Genomic DNA, 23,951 nt, shown 5'->3' on the forward strand with positions numbered 1-23,951 from the left:
CCAGCAATACCCTATTTTTACCCAGGCCAGCACCCACCCCATCATGACTACCACCCACGACAGCGAACGCGCTGAACAACTGACCATGCTGCGCGAAAGCGCGCTCAGTTTCGTCACCAAAGAATCACCACTCAACCGTGCCCGCGCCCTGCGCCAACAGGTGCCGGGCTACGACCGCCGCTTCTGGAGCGCCCTGGCCGAGCAGGGCTGGACCGGGCTGCTGGTGCCCGAACAATTGGGCGGCTACGCCCAGGGTTTCGCTGAGATGGCCGAGGTGGCGGCCGCCCTGGCTTCTCAGGTCGCGCCCGAACCGGTGGTGCCGGTGCTGGTGTTTGCCGGCCGACTGCTGTCCCATGTGGGTGCCACCGAGCTATCGATGCGTCTCTTGACCGAACTCGCCGAGGGTCGCACGCTACCCGCCGTGGCCTGGCAGGAAGATGTAACCGGCGCGAAAGACCAGCCCGGTCTGGCCGCGACCCGGCTGGAGCGCCAGGGCGACTCCCTGCTGATACATGGCTACAAGCGCCATGTACGCCCCGGTGCCGGGGCCGACGGCTACATCGTCAGCGCCACCAACCCACAAGGTCTGGTCCTGGTGTGGGTGCCGGCCGATGCATCCGGCCTTACCCTGTCGAGCCAGCCGCTGGCCGACGGCAGCTATGCAGCACAGCTCAACTTGAACAGCGTTCGCCTGCCCGCCAGCCACCTGCTGGCCGAAGGGGCCGCCGCCGCGGCCGCGCTGACCCGCGCCTACGACGAAACCCTGGTACTGGCCAGCGTTGAACTGCTGGCCCTTGTGCGCAGCATGCTGACCATGACACAAGACTACCTGCGAACGCGGATCCAGTTCGGCAAGCCGATAGGCAGCTTCCAGTCACTGCAGCACCGCACTGTGGACCTGTTGATTCAGCAGGAACTGACTGCCAGCGTGGTGACGCAGGCTCTGGCCCTGCTAGATGACCCGGCCGCCGACGCCAGCGCGCGCTCTGCCCTGGCAAGCCGCGTCAAGTCGCGCGCGTCGGATGCGGGGCTGCAGGTGGCGCGGGAGGCGGTGCAACTGCACGGCGCCATCGGCGTCACCGACGAATACGACCTGGGCCTGTATCTGCAGCGTGCTCTGGTGTTGGCCGCCTGGCTGGGCAATGGCAACCAGCAGCGCCGCCGCTACGCCAACCTCACCCAAAACGCCACCGCGCAGGAGCACGCATGAACACCACCGCCTCCACTTCCACTGACTGGAATGCGTTCGACAACGCCAGCTTTCGCGCCACACTGCGCGAATTCTTTGAAGAACATTTCCCCAGCGAATGGCGCTACCCGCAACGGCGCCTGCGCTGGTCCGAAATCGGCCCTTGGTACCTGAGGCTTTCAGAAAAAGGCTGGGTCGCGCCGAGTTGGCCCACGCAGTACGGCGGTATGGGACTCTCACCCGAGAAACTCATCATCTTCATTGAAGAGCAGGAGCGCTGGGGCGTGGCGCGCGCGCCCGACATGGGCATCACCATGGTCGGCCCGCTGCTGATCAACCATGGCAACGACGCCCAGCGCGCCTACTACCTGCCCAAGATCATTTCCGGTGAGCACATCTGGTGCCAGGGTTACTCGGAACCCAATTCGGGCTCCGACCTGGCCAGTCTGCGCACCGAGGCGGTGGTCGGTGGCAACGATTTTATCGTCAACGGGCAAAAGACCTGGACCACGCTGGCACAGGACGCCACCCACTTTTTCCTGCTGGTGCGCACCGACAAATCGGCCAAGAAGCAGGAAGGCATCAGCTTTTTGCTGGTCGACATGAACACGCCGGGCATCACGGTGCGCCCCATCCGCAACATCGCGGGCAGCGAAGACTTCTGCGAGGTCTTCCTGGAAAACGTGCGCGTGCCGCGCACCAGCATCGTCGGCGAGCTTAACAAGGGCTGGACCATCGCCAAGGCGCTGCTCGGATTCGAGCGCATCTTCCTGGGCAGCCCCAAACAAAGCCAGTACGCGCTGGCGCGCGTGCAGGAAGCCGCGCAGCGCCTCGGCCTGTTCGAAGACACCGGCTTCGTGGACCGCTACACCAAGCTGGCGCTGGACGTGTCCGACCTGGGCGCGCTCTATGGCCGTTTCATCGATCAAGTCAAGCGCGGCGAAACCCTGGGACCCGATGTCTCGATGCTCAAGCTGTTCGCCACCGAAACCTATTCGCGGCTGGCCGACCTGCTGGTCGATGTCATGGGATCGAGTGGCGGCACGCCCGGCTCCACAGCCCTGCCCGGTGGCAAAACCGATGCGTTGACCACCTTCTACAATGCGCGCCCGGCCACCATCTACGGCGGCAGCAACGAAGTGCAACGCAACATCCTGGCTTCCAGCGTGCTGAAGTTGCCGTCATGAGCGCATCGGGCTATCCGGCATTTGACGGCTGCGGCCCGGACGCGCTGTTCGCGCAAGGGTTGGCGCAAGGTCGCTTTAAAATCCAATGTTGCAGCGCCTGCGGTCAGCATGTGTTTTATCCGCGCGTGCTGTGCACCCATTGCGGTTCGGCCCGACTCGAATGGGTGGACCCCAGTGGGGTCGGCAGCGTCTATTCCAGCACCACGGTGCGCCGCAAGCCACAGGCCGGCGGCGACTACAACGTGGCGCTGGTGGACTTGGCGGAAGGGCCGCGGCTGATGTCGCGCATCGACGGCATTGCGCCTGACCAGGTACACATCGGCATGCGCGTGCAGGCCCTCGTGATCGATGATCCTGCCAAGGGCAAGTTGCTGGTCTTCATCCCCGAAGGCGCCACACCATGAGCGCCACCTCTTCCCTGCGCGGCGCGGCAGCTATTGTAGGCGCCAGCCTGGGCGGCGTGCCCATGGCCCCTGGTCGCAGCGCGCTCGAAATTTTGGCTGAAGCGGTGCACGGCGCGCTGGCCGATGCAGGCTTGAAGCTGTCCGATGTCGATGGCCTGTTCACCGGCTCGTCCTATCACTTCCTTGCAGGTTTATCGGTGGCCGAATATCTGGGTATCCATCCCAAGTTCTGCGAAGCCACGATGGTCGGCGGCTCGTCTTATGTGGGCCACCTGCTCACTGCGGCCATGGCGCTGCACACCGGCCAGTGCGACGTGGCGCTCATTTGCTACGGCAGCAACCAGGGCTCGGGCTTCGGCAAGCTCAAGTCGATGGCCGAAACGCCCTTGTACGAGGCGCCATACGAGCCACGCTACCCGATCTCCAGCTACGCCCTGGCCGCAGCGCGCCACATGCACCAATACGGCACCACGCGCGAGGACCTGGCGCACATCGCGGTGGCAGCGCGCCAGTGGGCACAACTCAATCCGCTGGCCCACACGCGAGATCCACTCAGCATCGGACAGGTGCTGGCTTCGCGGCTGGTGAGCGATCCGCTGTCGGTGCTCGATTGCTGCCTGGTCACCGACGGCGGCGGCGCTCTGGTGCTGGTGCGCAGCGAGCGGGCGAAAGACTTTCCCAAGCCACCGGTCTATGTGCTGGGCGCGGCCGCGGCCACCTGGCACCGCCAGATCGGCTCCATGCCCGACCTGACGGTCACCGCCGCCGCCGAGTCCGGGCCGCGCGCCTTCGCCATGGCCGGACTGGCCCCGAAGGACGTGGACGTGCTGGGGTTGTACGACGCCTTCACCATCAACACGCTGCTGTTCCTCGAAGACCTGGGCTTTTGCGCCAAGGGAGAAGGTGGCGCTTTCGTGCGCAACGGGCGCATCGCACCGGGGGGCGATTTGCCGGTCAATACCAATGGCGGCGGTCTGTCGTGCTGTCACCCTGGCATGTACGGCATGTTCCTGCTGATCGAGGCCGTGCAGCAACTGCGCGCCGAGGCCGGCGACCGCCAGGTACCGGGCGCAGAGATCGCCCTGTGTCACGGCAACGGCGGCGTTCTCTCCAGCCAGGTGACGGCCCTGCTGGGCACGGCCGCCACCGTCTGATTTTTTACATCAACAACCAGGAGTCATTTCATGAACAAGGGCACCATGCTGCAAGACAAAGTGGCCGTGGTCACCGGCGCGGGCCGGGGCATCGGCCGCGACATCGCACTGCTGATGGCGTCGCAAGGGGCCAAGGTGGTGGTCAACGACATCGGCGCCTCGGTAGGCGGCGAAGGCAATGACGCCAGCCACGGCCAGCAGGTGGTCGACGAGATCAAGGCCGCTGGCGGCCAGGCCGTTCTCAGCACCGACAGCGTCTCGACCTGGCCCACGGCCAACCGCATCATCGAGTGCGCTGCCGACACCTTCGGCCGCATCGACATCGTCGTCAACAACGCCGGAATACTGCGCGACCGCCTGTTCTTCAACATGTCGCCCGAGGAGTGGAGCGCCGTCATCGACGTGCACCTCAACGGCAGCTTCTTCACCTCGCGCGCCGCCGCCCCGCATTTCAAGACGCAGAAGTCGGGCGCCTATGTGCACATGACCTCGACCTCGGGCCTGATCGGCAACTTGGGTCAGGCCAACTACGCCGCTGCCAAGCTGGGCATCGTGGCCATGTCGCGCCACATCGCCGGCGACATGCAGCGCTACAACGTGCGATCCAACTGCATCTCGCCCTTTGCCTGGAGTCGCATGATCGGCGCCATCCCCACCGACACGCCCGAGCAGCAGGCGCGCGTGGAAAAACTAAAAAAACTTGGAACCCAGCAGATTGCGCCCATGGCCACCTTCCTGGCCAGCGATGCCGCGGCCGACGTCACGGCCCAGATCTTCGCCGTGCGCGGCAACGAGATCTTCCTCATGAGCCAGTCGCGCCCGATCCGCGGCATGCACACCGCCGAGGGCTGGACACCCGAGACCATCGCCGAGCGCGTGCTGCCCGCCATGAAGCAGAACTTCTATCCGCTTGAGAGCTCGAACATCGTGTTCTCCTGGGATCCCGTCTGACGCCATCCACCATGGCGATCAACTACGAGCAACTGATGGCATGGCCGTTCGAGGACGTGCGCCATCACTACACCCAGCGCGACACCATGCTCTATGCGCTGGGCGTCGGCCTGGGCACCGACCCGACCGACGAGACCGAGCTTCGCTTTGTCTATGAGAAAGACTTGCTGGCGCTGCCCACACTGCCGGTGGTGCTTGGCTATCCCGGTATGTGGCTCAAGGACCCGGCCACCGGTATTGACTGGGTGCGACTGGTGCATGGCGAACAGGGTCTGCGGCTGCACCGGCCGGTGCCCCCCGAGGGCGAAGTGATCGGGCGCACGCGGGTGAGCCAGATCATCGACAAGGGGCTGGACAAGGGGGCGCTGATCTACACCGAGCGCACGGTGACGGACGCCGCCAGCGGCGAACTGCTGGCCATGCTGACCTCAACCACCTTCTGCCGCGCCGACGGTGGCTTTGGCGGCCCGGCAGGGCCGGTCAAAACCGTGCATGAGTTGCCCACGCGCGCGGCTGATCACAGTGTCGATTTCGCCACCCAGCCGCGCTCCGCGCTGATCTACCGGCTCTCGGGCGACTACAACCCGCTGCACGCCGAACCCGCGGTGGCAAGCGCCGCCGGCTTCAAGCAGCCCATCCTGCACGGCCTGGCCACCTACGGCATCGCGGGCTGGGCACTCACCCAGCGCGTCTGCGACGGCGACCCGAGCGCCCTGCAGTCGCTGGATGTGCGTTTTTCGTCACCCGTTTATCCCGGTGAAACGATACGCACCGAGATCTGGGTGGACGGCAACGTCGTTTCCTTTCGCGCCAGCGCCGTCGAACGCGACATCGTCGTGCTGAACAACGGACGCGCCGAGCTGCGATGACCGTCCATTGCCTTTCGTTTTCGTTTTCGTTTTCGTTTTCTTTTTTTCAAGGAGCCTCCAGATGAACTACGCTGACTTTCAATTCCTCAAGTTCGACCACAAGCCCAACGGTGTGCTGGTCATCACCATCAACCGCCCCGAAGTCATGAATGCCACCAACGGCCGGCTGCACTGGGAACTGACCAAGATCTGGGGCGTGGTCACTGACGATGCCAAGACCAAGGTGGCGGTCATCACCGGCGCGGGCGACCAGGCTTTCTCGGCCGGCGGCGACCTGGAATGGGTGGCCGGCATGGTCGGCAATCCCAAGGAAATCGCCAACACCATGACCGAGGCTTCGGACGTGGTCTACAACATGATGGCCTGCGACAAGCCCATCATCTCGGCCATCAACGGCGTGGCCGTCGGTGCCGGTCTGGCTGTCGCCTTCTTGGCCGACATCAGCATCATGGCCGAGGAGGCCAAGATCACCGATGGCCACGTCAAGATCGGCGTCGCCGCTGGCGACCATGCCGCCATCCTGTGGCCGCTGCTGTGCGGCATGGCCAAGGCCAAGTACTACCTGATGACGGCCGAGTTCGTCAACGGCAAGGAAGCCGAGCGCATCGGCCTGGTGAGCCTGTGCGTGCCGCGCGCCGAGCTGATGGACAAGGCTATGGCCGTGGCCAACAAGCTTGCCGCCGGCAGCCAGCAAGCCATCCGCTTGACCAAACGGTCGCTCAACGGCTGGATGAACATGGCGCGCCCGATCTTCGAAAGCTCGCTGGCTATGGAAATGCTGTGCTTCCTGGGCGAGGATGCCAAGGAGGGCGTGGCCTCGGTGCGCGAGAAGCGCGCGCCCAAGTTCCCCTCGGCCCAGGTCTGATTGAGTTCGCTCCTTCTCCCTCTGAGGGAAGGAGCCAGAACTCCCGAACACACAGGAGAACACCCCATGGATTTCGCACTGAACCAAGAACAACGAATGATCTACGAGTACGGAGACCGTATCTCGAAGCAGTTCGACCACAGCTACTGGCGCGGCTACGCCGACAAGAACGAGCGCCCCACGGAGCTGTACCAGCAAATCACCAACGATGGCTTTCTCGGCATCATGGTCCCCGAGGCCTATGGCGGTGCCGGCCAAGGCATGACCGAGATGCTGCTCTTCATGGAGGGCCTTGCCAACAACGGTATTCCGCTGCTGAACCTGGTGGTCGGCCCGACCATGACCATGGGCCTGCTGGCCAAGCACGCCAGCGAGGAGATGAAGCGCCGCTTTCTGCCGGGCGGCTGCACCGGCGACATCAAGTTCTGCTTCGCCATCACCGAACCGAACGCCGGCTCGAACTCGATCGAGATCACCAGCATCGCCAAGTCCGACGGACAGGGCGGATTCAAGCTCAACGGCCAGAAGGTCTTCATCACCGATGCCAACTGCGCCGACTACGCCATGGTCGTCACGCGCACCACAGCGCGCGCCGACGTGAAGAAGAAAACCGACGGCTTCACCATCTTCATGGTCGACATGAAAAAAAAGGGCATCAGCAAGACGCTGATTCCGGTTGCCTTCCCTGTTCCCGAGACACAATGGCAACTGTTCTTCGACAACGTGGAACTCACCGAGGCCGATGTACTGGGCGAAGTCGGCAAGGGCTTCAACATCTTGTTCGACACGCTCAACCCCGAGCGCATCATCCTCTCGGGCTTGTGCACCGGTGTCGGGCGTTTCGCCTTGAAGAAGGCGGTTGCCTATGCCAATGATCGCAAGGTGTTCAACAACACCCCCATTGGCGCCTACCAAGGCGTGCAGCACCCGCTGGCGATTGCCCGCAGCGAAATCGAAATGGCCTCGCTGATGGCGCTCAAGGCCGCTTGGGCCTTCGACCAGGGCCTGCCTGCGGGGGAGTTTGCCAACATCGCCAAGTACGCTGGTGCCGAAGCCGGCATCCATGCAGTTGACGCAGCCATCCAGACACATGGCGGCAACGGCTTCACCAAGGAATACGGCATTTACGACCTGTACGGCTTGGTTCGACTGCTGCGCACGGCCCCGTTGAACCGCGAGCTGGTGTTGAACTACATCGCCGAGCATGTGATGGGCCTACCGCGCTCGTATTGACAGGCCACCATGAGCAACAACGCTCCCCTTCCCTCCTTCGGTGCCCTGGCCGGCCTGAAGGTGATCGACCTCTCTCGCGTGCTCGGTGGCCCGTACTGCGGACAGATCCTGGCCGACCACGGCGCGCAGGTCATCAAGGTCGAGCCGCCCGCCGGCGACGAAACCCGCGCCTGGGGGCCGCCCTTTGCCGACGACGGCACGGCGGCCTACTACAACGGCCTGAACCGCAACAAGCGCGACATCGTGATCGACCTGTCCAAGCCCGAAGGGCGCGAGATCGTGCTCAAGCTGCTGGTGGACGCCGACGTGCTGATCGAGAACTTCAAGATCGGCACGCTGGAGCGCTGGGGCATCGGCTATGAGCAAACGCTGCGCGAGCGCTTCCCGCGCCTGATCCACTGCCGGGTCAGCGGCTTCGGTGCCGATGGGCCGCTCGGCGGCGCGCCTGGCTACGACGCGGTGGCACAGGCACTGGGCGGCCTGATGAGCGTCAACGGCACGCCGGACACCGGCCCGCTGCGGGTCGGTGTCCCGGTGGTCGACATCGCCACCGGCCTGTCGGCCGTGATCGGCGTACTGCTGGCGGTGATCGAGCGGCAGCGCTCCGGGCGCGGGCAATTCGTCGAGGCCACGCTGTACGACACCGCCGTGTCGCTGCTGCACCCGCAAAGTGCCAATTGGTTGCAGTCGGGCCAGACACCCAAGCTCAGCGGCAATGCGCACTCCAACATCGTGCCCTACGACAAGTTCTCGACCCAGACCTGTGAGGTCTTCCTGGGCATCGGCAACAACGGACAGTGGAAAAAGCTGTGCGAGTTCCTCGGCCATCCCGAAATGGCGAATGAGCCGCGCTTCACCACCAACGCCGACCGTTTTCGGAATCGCGACGCGCTCCGCGCTCTGTTGGAGTCCCATCTGCTGCAGGTAAATGGCGAGTGGCTGTGCCGGGAACTGCTGGCCGCCGGCATTCCGGCCGGCGCCGTCAGGGCCATTCCGCAGGTATTGACGGACCCCCACACCCTGCATCGGGACATGGTGGTGCAGGTGGAGGGTGTGCCTGGCATCGGCATCCCGGTCAAGCTGTCACGCACACCGGGGCGCGCCCACAGCGCGCCGCCGCGCTTCGGCCAACACACACGCGAACTACTCATTGAGCACGGCTACGGCGCCGCCACCATTGACGCCCTGATCTCGCGAGGAACCATCGTGGAACACCTTGCGGCATGACCACTGCCTGCCAAAGACTAGGGAAAACCCCCTCATACCTAACTAATGTTAGGTTCCAAAATGGAAATCTTTTATGCAGAACAAAAAGTCAGGTCGACAAGTTGCGCACAGGCAGGTGGTCGACCGTGCAATGTCATAGGCACCTTCAGTGATAAACACCATCAGTACCAATCTCAAGACCGGAGAAGAGGGGCCGATTCCGATGAAGGCCAGCAAAGCGGCGGCAGTACCCGTCCTCGAATGCCGGGGGCTGGAACGGCGATTCGGCGGCTTGGTCGCGTTGACGGGGGTTAATTTGCGTGTTGAGCGCGGGGAGATCTTCGGCCTTGTCGGCCCCAACGGCAGCGGCAAGACGACCATGACCAACGCCATCACCGGCTTCTTTCCACCCCAGGTCGGCAGTATTTGGCTCAATGGCCGCGACATCACCGGCATGGCACCACACAAGGTCGCCGCCTTGGGCGTGGCGCGCACGTTCCAGAACCTGGCGCTCTTCAACGGCATGAGTGTGCTTGACAACATCCTGCTTGGGCGCCACATCCACATGAAACCCGGCGTGGCAAAAACCGCCCTGTATTGGTGGCTGGGTCGCAAGGACGAAATGGCGCACCGCCTCAAGGTCGAGGAAATCATAGATTTCCTTCAGCTACAAGGCGTGCGTGACGAACTGGTGGACAGCATTCCGATCGGGCTGAAAAAACGCGTCGAACTGGCACGTGCGCTAGTGGCGGAACCCAGCTTTCTCGTTCTAGACGAACCCATGGCCGGCATGAACCAAGAAGAAAAAGAATACATGGCGCGCTTTATTCTCGACGCGCGTGATGAGCGCCATGTCACCGTGCTGCTGATCGAGCACCACATGGACGTGATCACCGGCATTTGCGACCGCATGATGGTGCTCAGCTATGGCGAGACCATCGGAACCGGGATTCCTGCCGAGGTGATGAAGGATGAACGCGTGATCAAGGCCTATCTGGGAGGTGCGCATGCAACGCGCTGACATCGACACCACCAAAAACGCCAACACCACATGGGATCTTGGCGCCGACACAACCCTCATCCGGATTCTGGCCCGCAACGCCGATCTGCTGGGGCGGCGCGTGGCTATGCGCGAAAAGCATCTGGGCATCTGGCAGGAAACCAGCTGGTCACAGCTGCTCGACGACACCCTGGCCTGCGCCGCTGGCATGGAGCATCTTGGGTTTGGTAGCGAAGATGCCTTGCTGGTAATGGGCGACAACAGGCCTCGACTCTATATGGGTATGCTCGCCACCGGCATGCTGGGCGGTTACGCCATGCCGGTGTACCCCGACGCCACGCATGACGAAATTCGCCACTTCATGCACGAGGCGAATGTCCGCTTCGTCCTGGCCGAAGACCAGGAGCAGGTCGACAAGGTGCTCGATCTGGGTGATCAGGGAAAACCAATTGACCACATCATTTACGATGAGCCGCGCGGCTTGGCCAGCTATCCCAATCCAGGACTGCTCTCATGGGACAAGCTGCTGGCCATCGGTGCGGATCGCCTGCGTGCCGACCCGAAACTGCGAAATGCCTTGATCGAAAGGGCCCAGCCCGACGGTCCCGCCGTGTTCGTCCACTCGTCGGGCACCACGGGCAAACCCAAAGGGGTCGTGCTGAGCCACAGAAATCTGTTGGCCGGCGTTGGCAATGCCCATCGCGGAGGGGCTTTCACATTCGGCGAGACCATCCTCGCCTATCTGCCCATGGCCTGGGTGGGCGACTTTGCGATCACAGTCGGCGCTGGTGTTGCGCTGCACTTCACCATCAATATCCCTGAACGCCAGGAGACGGTGCTGCACGACCTGCGCGAGGTCGCGCCTACTTTCTATCTGGCCGCACCCCGCAGCTGGGACAACATGCTGACCACCATCCAGGTTCGCATGGAGGATTCGACGCCGTTCAAGAAATGGCTCTACGATGTTTTCATGAACTCCGCGCTGGCAGCGGAACGGCGCAAGCTCGAGGAAAAACAGCCCAGCTTGAAAGAGCGTCTGATGCGACAGCTGGGAGAATGGCTAATCTTCGGGCCGATCAAAGATCAGCTAGGCCTGACCCGCCTGCGAAATGCTTTCACCGGAGGCGAGGCCATTGGCGAAGACACTTTTGTTTTTTACCGCGCACTGGGCGTGAAATTACGGCAGTTCTATGGTCAAACCGAGAGCAGCGCATTCAATGCCTTGCAAGACACCGAAGAAGTACGCCTGCACACGGTCGGCAGGCCATTGCCGGGCGTCGAAGTCAAAATCAGCGACAACGGCGAGATCATGGTGCGCTCCGGGAGCGTATTCTCCGGCTATTACAAGCTGGAGAAGGCGACTCAGGAAGCGCTGACGGATGGCTGGCTCTGCACGGGCGATGCCGGTTATATCGAACCTTATGGGCATGTCGTGGTGCTCGGGCGTTTGTCGGAGGTGGTGCATACCGCCCAAGGCGAACGCTACATCCCGAACTACATCGAGAACCGTCTCAAGTTCAGTCCGTACATCAAGGATGTAGCGGTGCTCGGGAACGGCCGTAACACCCTTTCGGCCATCATCTGCATCGACAAGGAAACGGTAGGCCATTGGGCCGAGGTCCGGGGCATTTCCTACATGTCATACGCTGACCTCTCGCAAAAATCCGAGGTGATGGATCTGATCGCGACCGCAGTGCAGCGCGTCAACAGCATCCTGCCGGATGGGCTGAAACTGTGCCACTTCGTGTCGCTGCACAAGGAGTTTGACCCCGATGACGGCGAGATCACACGCACCCGCAAGCTGCGCCGCAATGTGGTGGAAGAGCGCTATGCGCCCATCATCGATGCGATCTACGGCGGCCAGAAAACGGTCACGATGAAAGCGCGGATCACATACGAATCCGGGGAGGTCGGCACCATCGAGCGCCAACTCTCGGTGCAGGAGATTTGAATCATGGATTTTTCACTATTTGCCGAATTGGCCATTAATGGCGCACTGTCGGGGTTGATGTACTCCCTGGTGGCGCTGGGAATTGTGCTCATCTACAAATCGTCGTCCGTGCCCAATCTGGCGCAAGGTGCAATGACCATGCTGGGCGCCTACGTGGTTCTGGCCATCGCCAATGGAATCGGCCTTCCCATGTGGACGGCCATCCCTCTGGCCATGGGGACGATGTTTTTTGTCGGCATGGGCATCGAGCGGGTGGCCTTGCGCCGGCTGGCGGGCCGCCCCATCATCATGATTCTGATGATGACGCTGGGACTGGATATCTTCATACGCGCGACAACAATGGCAATCTGGGGCAGCTCAAGTCGTCCAATGTCTATCGGCATCAGCGACGAACCGCTGTTTCTGGGACCGCTGCTGCTCAATCGCTCCTACGTGGTGGGGGCCGTGGTTGCCACGGCACTGTTTGCAATCTTCTTTTTCTTCTTTCGCTCGCGCAGGGGCATTGTCCTGCGAGCCATCTCCGATGACTACATCGCATCTTGGTCAATCGGCATATCGGTTGAGCGCGGGGTGGCTTTTTCCTGGGCCATGTCCTCGGTTCTAGCGACAACGGCCGGCGTGTTGTGGGGGTCGGTTCAAGGTGTCAATCAAGGGCTGGCGCTGCTTTTACTCAAGGGCTTGACCGTCGCCGTTCTGGGCGGTCTTGACAGCATCGGCGGAGCCATTCTGGCCGGGTTGCTACTGGGCCTTCTTGAAGGTGTTGCTTCAGGCTATCTCGACCCCTTGGTGGGTGGTGGCAGCCGCGACCTGGTAGTTGCCGCAACGCTGATTCTGACCATCCTGATTCGGCCCCACGGCCTGTTCGGGCGCCACGACATTGAAAGGATCTGAAGGTCATGCTTTTTCGTCAATCAGGAATTTTTCACACCAGTTACGCGGACGCGCGGGCACTTTTCCCGTTGCCTGCTGATCGCTGGATGATCGGCTTGCTGCTGGCCTTTGCATTAGCCGCGCCTTTCACCATGAGCTCGCTCGTCCTCAGCACCCACCTGCTACCCTGGCTGGTGTGGACTGCGGCAGTGCTCGGCTTGAACCTGATCCTGGGCTGGGCTGGGCAGTTCCACTTCGGCTACGCAGCCATCATGGGCATCGGCGCCTACACGGCAGTGCATGGCGCGCGCAACGGCGTCCCCTGGGAGATCGCGGTGGTACTCGGAGGCGTGATGGCTGCGGTCATCGGCATCGTTTTCGCTTTCGCGGCGCTGCGCGTGAAGGGTCTGTATCTGGCACTCAGCACGCTGGCCCTGCAGTTCGTGATGGACTGGGTGATTTCCCACGTGCCGGCCATCAGCGGCGGCTCCCAGGCCACGCTGCAAGCACCAGCGATGCGCTTGCTCGGTCAAGCCGTCACGTCGGAAACTGGCCTCTATTACGTGGCGCTGGGCTGGTGCCTGCTCGTAACAGTCTTCATGCTCAATCTGCGCCGCAGTGCGCTTGGCCGAGCGCTCGTAGCCGTGCGTGAAAAGGACTTCGCCGCGGCAGTCATCGGCGTTCACAGCCTGTATTACAAGCTGGTCGCTTTCGCGACCTCGTCCTTCATTGGCGGCGTCAGCGGCGCCATCCTGATTTTCACCTTCTACCGGGCGGCCACACCGGAGCAGTTTGCCGTCAATGTCTCCATCGAGTTGCTGGCCATGGTAATTGTTGGCGGGTTGGGCAGCGTCATCGGCAGCTATTTTGGGGCCGCCTTCATTCTGTTGATGCCTGGTCTGATGAACAGTCTGATCGGTTGGCTGGCGCAGCTCGCAGGTGCCTCGCTCGGCGTTGAAACGCTGGCCCACATCCCGCATGCGGTCTATGGTGCCTTGATCATTGTGTTCCTGCTGGTTGAGCCGATGGGGCTGGGCAAGATGTACACGAACCTGCGCAACTATCTGCTGGTCTGGCCATTCGGCTACGCCCGAAAGTAAAGATGACAACATGCACGCGACTGACAACTTGACTTCCACCCCGACGCTGATGCACAACCCTACAGCGAGCCCCGCACCGGTGCTGTCGCTAAACAACGTCGAGGTCATCTACGACCACGTGTCGCTCGCCATCAAAGGTGTGTCGATTGATGTGCCTCAAGGCGGCATGGTGGCGCTGCTGGGGGCCAACGGCGCCGGCAAAAGCACAACGCTTAAGTCCATCAGCGGTTTACTACGCCCCGAGCGGGGCCTGGTAACCCGCGGTGAAGTGCGCTTCATGGGACAAAACATCGATGCGCTAGCGCCTCAGGAGCGCGTCGTACTTGGTATCGTTCATGTGCTGGAAGGGCGGCGTGTGTTTGAGCACATGACCCCTGACGAGAACCTGATCGCGGCTTCCGCCGTTCGCGGCAGCCGCCAGGACATGCTGCGAAACAAAGACATGGTTTACACCTACTTCCCGCGCTTGCACCAGCGGCGCACCGCGCAGTCCGGCTACCTGTCAGGCGGCGAGCAACAGATGCTGGCCATCGGTCGCGCCCTGATGACGCAGCCCAAGCTATTGATGCTTGATGAGCCCAGTCTCGGACTGGCGCCTTTTCTCGTGGCCGAAATTTTTGATATTGTGCGCCGCATCAACAGGGAAGAAGGGCTCTCTGTTCTGCTGGTGGAGCAAAACGCAATTGCTGCTCTGGACGTGGTCTCACATGGCTACCTGATCGAGAACGGACGCGTGGTGATGCATGACAACGCGGAGGCCATGAAGAGAAACCCGGACATCCAGGAGTTCTACCTCGGAGGCGCTGAAGGTCACAATTTTCATGACATCAAGCACTATCGCCGGCGCAAGCGCTGGCTGACCTGACCGAGGGTGAAACCCTGTCGGCATCGGTATCCGGTTTCGCGTTCAATCTTGGGGCGTAGTGTACGGCGTGCCCAACGGACTTTTTTAACCCGTACGATTCTTAGGAGAACAGACATGAGATCCAAGTTGCTTTCTATCGTGGCAGGTCTGGGATTGGCGCTTGCCGGTCTGCAGTCTGCGCAGGCGCAAGCCCAACCCATCAAATTCGCTCTTTGTTATGACCTGAGCAAGTCCTACGGCTTTGTCACGCCGCAAATTTCCCAAGCGGCAAATGACTACGCCAAGATATTGAATCAGAAGGGCGGCATCGAAGGCCACCCCATCGAGATCTTGGTTCAGGACCATGGGAACGAGCCGCAACGAGGTATTGAGTGCTACGAAAAGATGAAACGCGAAGGCGCCATTGCCTTCGATTTTCTGTCTACTCCGGTTTCCCGCGCCGTTCTGCCTCGCGCCATGGCGGATGGCAATGTGATGGTGCAATCCTTCGTAGGTCGCGGCGATGCGGTCGATGGCGATGTGTTCAAATGGATTTTCCCCATTGGGCCAACCTACTGGGGACAAATGGCCAACAATATTCACTACATTAAAACCAAGGCAAACGGCAACCTCAAGGGCGTGAAAATCGCATTCATCTACCCCGACTATCCATTCGGGCAGGAGCCAATCGGCGTGCTGAAGACACTCTCGGCCAAGGAAGGGTTTGATTTACACCTCATACCCAACCCGATGCCGGGCAATGACCAATCCGCAGCTTGGACCCAGATCCGCCGCATCAACCCCGATTGGGTTATCAGCTGGAATCTGTCCAACATGCATGTTGTCGCAGCGCGTGAGATGAAGCGCAACGGCATTCCGATGGACAAATACATCTCCGTCAACTGGCTCAACGAAGTTGACCTCGCCAACATCGGTCTGGAAAACGCAAAGGGCCTCAAGCGCGGCACCAACGTTACAGGTGGACAGAGCCACCCGCTGATGCAGCAGATCATTAAGGACCTGTATGAGAAAGGCAAGGGCAGCGGTGACCGCAAGCATCTCAGCGATGTTTACTACAACACCGGTCTGGCCATCTATGCCAGCGTTTTCGAGGGCGCTCGCTTGGCCATCAAACAAAATGGCTGGCCCATCACGCCTGAGAAGATGAAGCGCGGTCTGGAAAGCTTGAAAAACTTTGACGCCGAAGACCTGCTCGCCCCCGTGACGGTGACCGCCAAGGACCATGGCGGCGGCGGCAAGACCCGCATCGACATGTGGGATGGCGCCAAGTGGGTGCCTCAGACTGACTGGTTCTCGGCGTATGACGACGAGATCCAGGACATCGTGAAGAAAGAATCCGGCGAGTTCGCAAAGAACAAACAGTAATTGCCATCCCCTGGGAGGGGCGTGGTCAGGTGTGTTGCGCACCGATCATGCCCCTCCCATCCTGTTTTTCGGATTTTCATCCCTCTCTTGAATCGACCGGTGACACCCAATGCCACAGCGAATTGCCATGGCAGGGGCCAAGCCCACGACCAAACACAGAAAGATTTCGCCACATAATCTAACTACTGTTTGACAGTTAAAATATCAATCTCACGAACGTGGCGCCAAAAGCCCAAGGAGCAATAAATATGGATCTCGATCTAAAAGGAAAATCGGTCATCGTCACTGGTGGTGGCTCGAACATTGGCCGCGGCATCGTGCTCGGCTTCGCCGCAGAAGGCGCCAACATCACCATCGGGGACATCGACGACAAGCAGGCGCAAAAAACGGCAGAGCTCGCGCTGGCGAGCGGCGCAGCGTCGGCGCAGGTTGTCACGACCGATGTCACCAGGCTTGAGCAGGTGCAAGCCATGTTCAAGGCGGCCACGGACAAGTTCGGCGGCGTCGATGTCCTTGTCAACAACGTCGGCTGGGACCAGTTGATGTTCTTCACGCAGACGACCCCCGATCTGTGGCAAAAGATCATCAACATCAACTACCTCGGCGTTCTCAACTGCACCAAGACTGCGCTTGAAGTCATGGTTCCTCGTAACGCCGGCTCCATTGTCTCCATCAGTTCCGACGCCAGCCGACAAGGTGAGCCTCGTGAAGCGGTGTATGGCGGCGTCAAGGCCGCCATCAACAGCTTCATGAAAACGATCGCCAAGGAAAACGGGCGTTATGGCATCCGCTGCAACGTGGTATGCCCCGGCGTCACGATCCCGAGCACCACCGACGAAGTGGGCGGAAGCAGCATGTGGATCGATGCTGGCAGCATGTTCACGCCGGAGCAACTGGAAAAAGTCGCCAAGGCGCTGCCACTGCGCAAGGTGGGGCGGCCACAGGATATTGCCAATGCAGTCGTCTTCCTGTCTTCAGCGAAGGCTGCGGGTCATGTCACCGGACAGGTTCTTTCAGTGTCTGGCGGTTACAGCATGATTGGGTAAACGCTTGGGCATGGCCGGCAGACATGCGAAGTCGAAATACCAGACAAAAAGGAAAACTCATGGAATTCAAGGACATCCTCTACGAAGAACGCGACTCGGTGGCCTACATCGCGATCAACCGCCCTGACGTGATGAATGCGTTTCGCGGCCAGACCGTCGAGGAACTGCTGCAGGCATTCATGAAAGCAGGCTGGGACAAGCGAATCGCCGCCATTGTGCTCACGGGAACGGGTGACCGTGCTTTCTGCACCGGCGGCGATCAGTCGGCTCATGCCGGCCAGTACGACGGCCGCGGCACCATCGGCATCCCGGTGGAAGAGTTTCACAGCGCCATTCGTGACGTACCCAAGCCCGTGATCGCCCGCGTGCAGGGCTACGCCATTGGCGGTGGCAATGTCTTGGCCACCTTGTGCGACATGACCATTGCCTCGGAAAAGGCCGTGTTTGGCCAGGTCGGCCCGAAGGTTGGCTCGGTCGATCCTGGCTGGGGCACGGCGTACCTGAGCCATGTGGTTGGAGAAAAGAAAGCACGCGAGATCTGGTACATGTGCCGCCGCTACAGTGCGCAGGAAGCCCTGGCCATGGGGCTGTGCAACACCGTCGTTCCCCACGACCAACTCGACGCCGAAGTCGCCCGCTGGTGCAAGGAAATTGTCGAAAAAAGCCCGACCGCTCTGGCGATCGCGAAACGCTCTTTCAACGCATCCACCGAGCACATTCGCGGCATCGGCAGCCTGGGACTTCAAGCGCTGAGCCTGTACTATGACACGGCAGAATCCAAAGAAGGCGTGAGCGCTTTCCTGGAAAAACGCCGGCCTGATTTCAGGCAGTGGGCGAATGGTCGCAAGTGAGCAACCCCATGCGACGAGACGTTGCTCAAGGCCGCCCCTTCGACCAAAGCTAGGTTTGATACGATTCGTAATTTGGATCTACCAAACGGTCAAATGATGTCAAATACAGACGCAAAACCCAGCAAAAATGAGGTAGATGGTCCCGCCACACGCGAACGCGTGCTGCTCGAAGCTGCAAGGCTATTCAGGCATCATGGTTATGCAGCAACTACTTTGCGCGAGGTTGCGGATGCTGCCGGCGTCAAAGCCGGCAGTATCTACTATCACTTCGAATCGAAAGAGCAGATCCTGGGCGAGGTATTGGACAAAGGCATCACCATCGTCGCAGATGCCGTACGCACCCGTGTTGCGGCTCTTCCCGAAAGTGCACCCTGGCGAGATCGAATCGCCGCTGGCATTGAAGGCCATCTCTGGGGAATGCTGCATTATGGCGACTTCACGTCAGCCAACATCCGCATCTACGGCCAAATCCCGACCAGCGCAAAAAATCGCCACCGGGTCGTGCGGCGGGCTTACGCAGACTATTGGGATCGGCTGCTCGAATCAGCGCTCGCCAGTGGCGAATTGCGCGACGACACCAGCACGGCCATGATTCGGCTTTTCGTGATTGGGGCATTGAACTGGACCGTCGAATGGTACAACCCCCAACGCGGCTCTTTTCGTGACTTCTCGCGTCAAATCACGGGGATCGTGTTCGATGGAATTCTCACGCATGACAAAGCATAGTCGCGATGCATTGCCGGCAACTTCAACAAGCCGGGCCGAGAAACTGACAGCAATAGTCCACATGTCGCCTACGTTGCGCAGTGGCACGCTGACCGGCTGCGTCTGGGGACTCCCAAATTGGACAACCCGCCGCAGGAGCAGCAAATGACCATCAAAGAAGGCTGGCGCGGCCGATTCTATGAAGACTTCGAGGTCGGCGACGAGTATCGGCATGCACTCGGCCGTACCCTGACCCAGAACGACAACATCTGGTTCACGTTGCTGACGCAAAACACGGCTCCACTGCACTTTGATGCCCATTACGCCGCGCAGACGGAGTTCGGCCGCCCGCTCGTCAACTCCTGCCTAACGCTCGCCCTGGTGACGGGGCAGACGGTGAGCGATGTCTCGCAAAACGTCATGGCCAACCTTGGGTGGGATGAAGTCCGGTTGCCGCATCCGGTGTTCGAAGGCGACACGATTTACTCCCGCTCCACAGTACTGGCCAAACGTGAGTCTCGGTCGAGGACCAATGTCGGCGTAGTCACGGTGCGTACCGAAGGCTACAAACAGAGCGGCGTCATTGTCTGTACCTTCAAGCGCACGGTCATGGTCTACAAACGTGACGGCGCACCGCGCACTGCACCGCCGCTGCCGGCCGACAACAGCCACTGAACCGCCCCATTTCGTCAACTTAGGCCCCAGGGCCGCCAACTCTTTGATTCTCTCTGCATGAAGCCTACCTCACTCCTCGATCGATACGGTCCCCGCGAAGCGATGGAGTATGACGTGGTGGTGGTGGGCGCCGGCCCCGGCGGTTTGGCCACGGCCATCCACCTCAAGCAGCTCGCGGCTGAAAAGGGCGAGGACGTCTCGGTGGTGCTGCTGGAAAAAGGCTCCGCGCCCGGCGCTCACATTCTTTCCGGCGCGGTCATGGACCCAATCGCACTGAACGAACTATTCCCCAACTGGAAGGATCTGGGCGCACCGCTGAACCAACCCGTTACCGGCGACGACGTGCTTTTCCTGAGCGAAACCGGTGCCAGGCGCACACCCAACTTCCTGGTGCCCGACTGCTTCCACAACGAGGGCAACTACGTCATCAGCCTGGGCGCCCTGACCCAATGGCTGGGCGAGCAGGCTGAAGGCTTGGGCGTGGAAATCTTCCCGGGTTTCACAGCCGCCGAGGTTCTGTACGACGACAACGATTCGGTCAAAGGAGTAGCTACCGGCAACCTTGGCATTGGCAAGGACGGCCAGCCGCACGACGGCTTCCAGCTCGGCATGGAATTACACGCGAAGTACACCATCTTTGCCGAAGGCGCGCGCGGCCACCTGGGCAAGCAACTCATCGCTAAATACAAGCTTGACGAAGGCCGCGATCCGCAAAGCCATGCCATCGGCATCAAGGAACTTTGGGAGATCGACCCGACCCGCGCCCAACCCGGCCGTGTGGTACACACGGCCGGCTGGCCAATGGACACCCAGACCTACGGCGGCGGTTTTCTCTACCACTTGGAAGGAAACAAGGTCACGCTTGGCTTCGTCACCGGGCTCGACTACAAAAACCCTTGGCTCAGTCCCTTTGAGGAAATGCAGCGCTGGAAGGCCCACCCGGCCATTCGCGCCCACATCGAAGGTGGCAAGCGCATCGGCTACGGCGCGCGCGCCATCACCGCCGGCGGCCTGCTCAGCCTGCCCAAGACCGTGTTCCCGGGCGGCGCGCTGATCGGCTGTGATGCCGGCTACCTGAACGCCGCACGCATCAAAGGTAGCCACGCCGCTATCAAGAGCGGCATGCTGGCCGCCGAAGCCGCGTTTGAAGCCCTGGCCGCCGGACGCAGCAGCGACGAACTCAGCGCCTACCCAGCTGCGTTCGAAAACAGCTGGTTACACACCGAACTCGACCAGTCACGCAATTTCAAGCAATGGTTCAAGAAGGGCCACCTCGTCGGTGCCTTGATGGTCGGCATTGAGCAGTGGCTGCTGCCTAGACTCGGCATCAAGCGTCCGCCCTGGACGATTCACCGCACTCAGGCCGACCACGCCACCCTGAGCCCTGCCGCCGAGATGCCGCAGATCAGCTACCCCAAGCCCGACGGCAAGCTCACCTTCGACCGGCTCTCCAGCGTGTTCGTCAGCAACACCAACCACGAAGAAAACCAGCCTGCGCACCTGACACTAAAAGACGCCAGCCTGCCGGTGCAGATCAACTTGGCGAAATATGCCGGCCCCGAGAGCCGTTACTGCCCGGCCGGCGTTTACGAGTTCGTCAAAAACCCGGACAACAGCGACCGCCTACAGATCAACGCGCAGAACTGCGTGCACTGCAAGACCTGCGACATCAAGGACCCGACGCAGAACATCGTCTGGGTCACGCCCGAAGGCGGCGGCGGGCCGAACTACGCGGGAATGTAGCCGAGGGACGGCGGATTCAAATCTGAAGTACAACCCCATGGGCTTCACTGATCGAGTGTGGAATGTTGCGGGCTGTTCAGGAGTAGCTCCCGATGGAACGCAAGTGGGGACCGTACGCCCAGTACACCCTTCCGCGTCCGGTTATTGATCTGATCGGTGATCTTGCCCCCGTATTTCAGGACACGGCCTATACGCAATGTAGCGCCGGTTGTTCAAGTTGAGAGCGGCGTAGTTGCTCAACCCGTTGCCGCCTGAACTCGCGCGGCGATTTCATCTTCAGGCTCGAGTGCGGGTGGATCTCGTTGAAGTGCTCGAACGCAGCTGGCAACTGCGCCAGCACCGTCGATGCATTGCTGAAGTCCATGCGCCCGACGTAGTCGCGCTTGAACGTGTTGACGAAGCTCTTGGCCATGCCATTGCTCTGCGGACTGCACGCCGGCGTATTGACCGGCGCCAGCCCCAGTGAGCGTGCGATGCGTTGAGTCTCATGGGCGATGTAGGCGCTGCCGTTGTCCGTCAGGGATTGCAGCGGGTAGCCCGAGGGCAAGGCTTCCACCGCACCGAAGCGCTTCTCCACCGCCTCGATGAGCATCTCGCGCACCGGCTCGCCTGGCAGGCTTTTGCCCTCCCATGCAAGGAAGGCCATGATCTCGCGATCACAGCAGTCTTTGGCGAACGCGGCTGTCACGGTCTAGCCCGAGTCGCACTTGATCTCGAAGCCGTCAGAGCACCAGCGCGTGTCGCTGGCCTGCACAGAGACGGGGCCGGTGTGCCTGCGGCTCGATTGCGCTCGCCGTGGCGCCTTGGGCAACAGCAAGGCGTTGGCAGCCATGACCCGATAGGCTCAGCGATCCCCAAGAGCTTGTCAGAGAAGGCCTGCATTACATTGACCGCGCTGGCGGGCTTGAACTCGGGCAGCTTGATGAGCATGAGAAGCCGGCTGGTGCGCTCGACCAGCGTGCCCACTGCACTTGCCTTGACCGATCCCTTGATGAGATCGCCTTCCCAGTGCTCGGGGAACTGTCGGTCTTCAATCTCGGGCGGGCGCACGTGGATGCTCACCATGTCAGGGATCTGACCTCTTCGGTCTTCTCCTTTGCTGCGAGGTAGTCATCGGTTGTGGGCGTGACGCAGGGTGGCGATCAGCTCCAGGGCAATCTGTTCGGGCGACCAGCGCTGACCCGAAAGTGGCGCATCAGGCCGTACAGGATGCCATCGCGATGGAGCTTGTTTAGCGGATCGCTTTGTCGACGGCGCTGCAGGGCACAGGCACGTGCTGCAGTGCAGGCGTAGCCTGCGGGCTGTGCGTTACGCCGCAGCTCTCGGCGGATGCTGCTCGGGGAGCGTCCCAGGACCAAAACCATGGTTCGAACGCTGTGCTTTTGCTGGACCAGGCTGGCCAGTGTCACTCGGTCTACGGGCTGGAGTTGTTGATAGCGCTTGAGTGGGCTGCATTGCAGCTGCGGACCTTTCTCGGTAGCAGGTGTTGCACTTCAGTCTTGATCCGCCGACGCTGAGTCACCGGCTCTCGTTCGGAAGCGCGCCTGGGCAGGCGCTACCGCTCGCACTCGAAACGGGACTTGATGGCAGTGGCATAGGGATTTCCCGAATAGCCTCTAACCTAACTACCGTTAGATTAGAGACATCTAAACAAGGCAAGATGCACAACTCGGCAAACGGCAAGGCACAGGGCAGGCACGTCGCCGACCCAACACGGCCAACACGGGACAAACTTTGAGTAAATTCACTGCCCCCCCAACCTGCACCCTGGAAACCAAAGGCCACGGTCGTGCCCACGAATCCGGCCCATCCGACCCGAAGGTCTGCACGACTGCGGCCGCCATCTTGGCGCACCCCTCCACTACGCTCGACCGGCACACCCGTTCAATGGTTGGGCCCCTACAGAACGGGGCAAGGAACGGTCTGTCATGCTGAAACTCACCAACGTCCAGATCGTTTACGACAACACCATCGAGGCGGTGCGAGAGGCCTCATTGGCCGTTGGCAAAGGTCGCATAGTCGCCTTGCTCGGTTCCAACGGGGCAGGAAAATCAACCACACTCAAAGGCATTTCGGGCGTACTGTATCCGGAAGACGGAGAGATCAAAGGTGGTCAGATCACGTTTGAAAACAGCCAGCTGACCGGCCTGGCGCCAGACGAGATCGTACGCGCCGGCGTGGTCATGGTGCCCGAGGGGCGCCGCCTGTTCGACCAGTTGACAGTCGAGGAAAACCTCGTGATGGGCGGCTACACGCGCAGTCTGACTGACGCCAGGCGCCAGATGGAGATGGTGTATGGGCTGTTCCCGCGTCTGGTGCAAAAACGCAGCACGGTGTCGGGCTACCTGTCAGGCGGCGAACAGCAGATGGTGGCCATTGGCCGTGCGCTGATGTCGTCCCCGAAACTGCTGATGCTCGACGAGCCCACGCTCGGTCTGGCGCCACAAATCAGCGAAGAGATTTTCGACATCATCACCCGCCTGTGCCGCCAGGAAGGCATGGGCATTCTCCTGGTAGAGCAGAACGCACAGATGGCGCTGGCCATTGCCGACTATGGCTACATCATGGAAAACGGCCGCGTGGTGCTAGACGGCGAGGCCGACAAGATGCTGCGCAACGACGACGTGCGCGAGTTCTACCTCGGCTTCAGCGAAGGTGGATCGCGCAAGAACATGCGCGACGTGAAGCACTACAAGCGGCGAAAGCGCTGGCTGTCCTGAGA

22 protein-coding genes and 2 pseudogenes are annotated in these 23,951 nt (G+C 61.1%); 21 read left to right on the top strand and 3 right to left on the bottom strand.

Features of this window, described 5'->3' with window-relative positions; genetic code table 11:
• Nucleotides 1–43: 43 nt before the first annotated feature.
• The 20 genes from IV113_RS09045 to IV113_RS09140 all read left to right on the top strand — a co-directional run bounded on the left by IV113_RS09045 (nucleotide 44) and on the right by IV113_RS09140 (nucleotide 21,229).
• Entirely contained in the window at nucleotides 44–1,210 is a 1,167-nt protein-coding gene (locus IV113_RS09045; protein WP_056278211.1) for an acyl-CoA dehydrogenase family protein, read from the top strand.
• Nucleotides 1,207–2,376, top strand: coding sequence for an acyl-CoA dehydrogenase family protein (locus IV113_RS09050; RefSeq protein ID WP_291083357.1), 1,170 nt, complete (start codon nucleotides 1,207–1,209; stop codon nucleotides 2,374–2,376). The genes IV113_RS09045 and IV113_RS09050 overlap by 4 nt, the downstream gene beginning before the upstream one ends.
• Complete coding sequence (locus tag IV113_RS09055; protein ID WP_291083359.1) at nucleotides 2,373–2,780, top strand: Zn-ribbon domain-containing OB-fold protein; 408 nt, start codon at nucleotides 2,373–2,375, stop codon at nucleotides 2,778–2,780. The genes IV113_RS09050 and IV113_RS09055 overlap by 4 nt, the downstream gene beginning before the upstream one ends.
• Nucleotides 2,777–3,934 carry a thiolase gene (locus tag IV113_RS09060; protein WP_291083361.1) on the top strand — a complete coding sequence of 386 codons (1,158 nt, stop codon included), beginning with the start codon at nucleotides 2,777–2,779 and terminating at the stop codon, nucleotides 3,932–3,934. Before IV113_RS09055 ends, IV113_RS09060 begins: the two co-directional genes overlap by 4 nt.
• A 30-nt stretch (nucleotides 3,935–3,964) precedes the next feature.
• Nucleotides 3,965–4,885, top strand: coding sequence for an SDR family oxidoreductase (locus IV113_RS09065; RefSeq protein ID WP_291083363.1), 921 nt, complete (start codon nucleotides 3,965–3,967; stop codon nucleotides 4,883–4,885).
• Nucleotides 4,886–4,896: 11 nt separating this feature from the next.
• Nucleotides 4,897–5,754: a MaoC/PaaZ C-terminal domain-containing protein gene (locus IV113_RS09070; RefSeq protein WP_291083365.1), complete on the top strand. Its 858-nt coding sequence runs from the start codon at nucleotides 4,897–4,899 to the stop codon at nucleotides 5,752–5,754.
• A 61-nt stretch (nucleotides 5,755–5,815) separates the two neighbouring features.
• Nucleotides 5,816–6,619, top strand: coding sequence for an enoyl-CoA hydratase/isomerase family protein (locus tag IV113_RS09075; protein ID WP_291083367.1), 804 nt, complete (start codon nucleotides 5,816–5,818; stop codon nucleotides 6,617–6,619).
• 66 nt (nucleotides 6,620–6,685) lie between these two features.
• Complete coding sequence (locus tag IV113_RS09080) at nucleotides 6,686–7,852, top strand: acyl-CoA dehydrogenase family protein (RefSeq protein ID WP_291083369.1); 1,167 nt, start codon at nucleotides 6,686–6,688, stop codon at nucleotides 7,850–7,852.
• A gap of 9 nt (nucleotides 7,853–7,861) precedes the next feature.
• Nucleotides 7,862–9,079, top strand: a complete 1,218-nt coding sequence (locus tag IV113_RS09085) for a CaiB/BaiF CoA-transferase family protein (RefSeq protein ID WP_291083371.1) — start codon at nucleotides 7,862–7,864, stop codon at nucleotides 9,077–9,079.
• 148 nt (nucleotides 9,080–9,227) lie between these two features.
• On the top strand, nucleotides 9,228–10,079 hold the full coding sequence (locus IV113_RS09090) for an ABC transporter ATP-binding protein (RefSeq protein WP_291083373.1): 852 nt from the start codon (nucleotides 9,228–9,230) through the stop codon (nucleotides 10,077–10,079).
• The gene (locus IV113_RS09095) at nucleotides 10,066–12,009 is read left to right on the top strand and encodes an AMP-binding protein (protein WP_291083375.1); all 1,944 of its coding nucleotides are present in this window, start codon (nucleotides 10,066–10,068) and stop codon (nucleotides 12,007–12,009) included. The genes IV113_RS09090 and IV113_RS09095 overlap by 14 nt, the downstream gene beginning before the upstream one ends.
• A 3-nt stretch (nucleotides 12,010–12,012) precedes the next feature.
• Entirely contained in the window at nucleotides 12,013–12,900 is an 888-nt protein-coding gene (locus IV113_RS09100; protein ID WP_291083379.1) for a branched-chain amino acid ABC transporter permease, read from the top strand.
• A 5-nt stretch (nucleotides 12,901–12,905) separates the two neighbouring features.
• Nucleotides 12,906–13,979 carry a branched-chain amino acid ABC transporter permease gene (locus tag IV113_RS09105; RefSeq protein ID WP_291083382.1) on the top strand — a complete coding sequence of 358 codons (1,074 nt, stop codon included), beginning with the start codon at nucleotides 12,906–12,908 and terminating at the stop codon, nucleotides 13,977–13,979.
• A gap of 49 nt (nucleotides 13,980–14,028) precedes the next feature.
• Nucleotides 14,029–14,844 carry an ABC transporter ATP-binding protein gene (locus IV113_RS09110; RefSeq protein WP_291083449.1) on the top strand — a complete coding sequence of 272 codons (816 nt, stop codon included), beginning with the start codon at nucleotides 14,029–14,031 and terminating at the stop codon, nucleotides 14,842–14,844.
• A gap of 114 nt (nucleotides 14,845–14,958) precedes the next feature.
• A complete protein-coding gene (locus tag IV113_RS09115) occupies nucleotides 14,959–16,209 on the top strand; it encodes an ABC transporter substrate-binding protein (protein WP_291083384.1) in 1,251 nt (416 codons plus the stop codon).
• Between the two features lie 248 nt (nucleotides 16,210–16,457).
• Nucleotides 16,458–17,255 carry an SDR family oxidoreductase gene (locus IV113_RS09120; RefSeq protein WP_291083387.1) on the top strand — a complete coding sequence of 266 codons (798 nt, stop codon included), beginning with the start codon at nucleotides 16,458–16,460 and terminating at the stop codon, nucleotides 17,253–17,255.
• A gap of 59 nt (nucleotides 17,256–17,314) precedes the next feature.
• Nucleotides 17,315–18,106 (top strand): 2-ketocyclohexanecarboxyl-CoA hydrolase, encoded by a 792-nt coding sequence (gene badI, locus IV113_RS09125; protein WP_291083390.1) that lies wholly within the window; start codon nucleotides 17,315–17,317, stop codon nucleotides 18,104–18,106.
• A gap of 21 nt (nucleotides 18,107–18,127) precedes the next feature.
• Nucleotides 18,128–18,832 (top strand): TetR/AcrR family transcriptional regulator, encoded by a 705-nt coding sequence (locus IV113_RS09130; RefSeq protein WP_291083393.1) that lies wholly within the window; start codon nucleotides 18,128–18,130, stop codon nucleotides 18,830–18,832.
• A gap of 144 nt (nucleotides 18,833–18,976) precedes the next feature.
• Nucleotides 18,977–19,486, top strand: a complete 510-nt coding sequence (locus tag IV113_RS09135; RefSeq protein WP_291083396.1) for a MaoC family dehydratase — start codon at nucleotides 18,977–18,979, stop codon at nucleotides 19,484–19,486.
• A gap of 57 nt (nucleotides 19,487–19,543) precedes the next feature.
• Nucleotides 19,544–21,229 (top strand): electron transfer flavoprotein-ubiquinone oxidoreductase, encoded by a 1,686-nt coding sequence (locus IV113_RS09140; protein ID WP_291083399.1) that lies wholly within the window; start codon nucleotides 19,544–19,546, stop codon nucleotides 21,227–21,229.
• 187 nt (nucleotides 21,230–21,416) lie between these two features.
• On the opposite strand, the pseudogene IV113_RS09145 reads toward IV113_RS09140, so the two are convergent.
• The 3 genes and pseudogenes from IV113_RS09145 to IV113_RS26230 all read right to left on the bottom strand — a co-directional run.
• Nucleotides 21,417–22,070 (bottom strand): annotated as a pseudogene (locus tag IV113_RS09145) (integrase core domain-containing protein); the annotation flags it as partial.
• Nucleotides 22,071–22,096: 26 nt separating this feature from the next.
• Nucleotides 22,097–22,336 (bottom strand): annotated as a pseudogene (locus IV113_RS09150) (IS30 family transposase); the annotation flags it as partial.
• A gap of 35 nt (nucleotides 22,337–22,371) precedes the next feature.
• Nucleotides 22,372–22,638 (bottom strand): helix-turn-helix domain-containing protein, encoded by a 267-nt coding sequence (locus IV113_RS26230; protein WP_363318594.1) that lies wholly within the window; start codon nucleotides 22,636–22,638, stop codon nucleotides 22,372–22,374.
• A gap of 519 nt (nucleotides 22,639–23,157) precedes the next feature.
• Here IV113_RS26230 and IV113_RS09155 point away from each other — a divergent pair.
• Entirely contained in the window at nucleotides 23,158–23,949 is a 792-nt protein-coding gene (locus IV113_RS09155; protein ID WP_291083402.1) for an ABC transporter ATP-binding protein, read from the top strand.
• Nucleotides 23,950–23,951 lie beyond the last annotated feature (2 nt).

Origin of the sequence: Hydrogenophaga sp., from assembly GCF_018780385.1 — a bacterium.
GTDB lineage: Bacteria > Pseudomonadota > Gammaproteobacteria > Burkholderiales > Burkholderiaceae_C > Hydrogenophaga.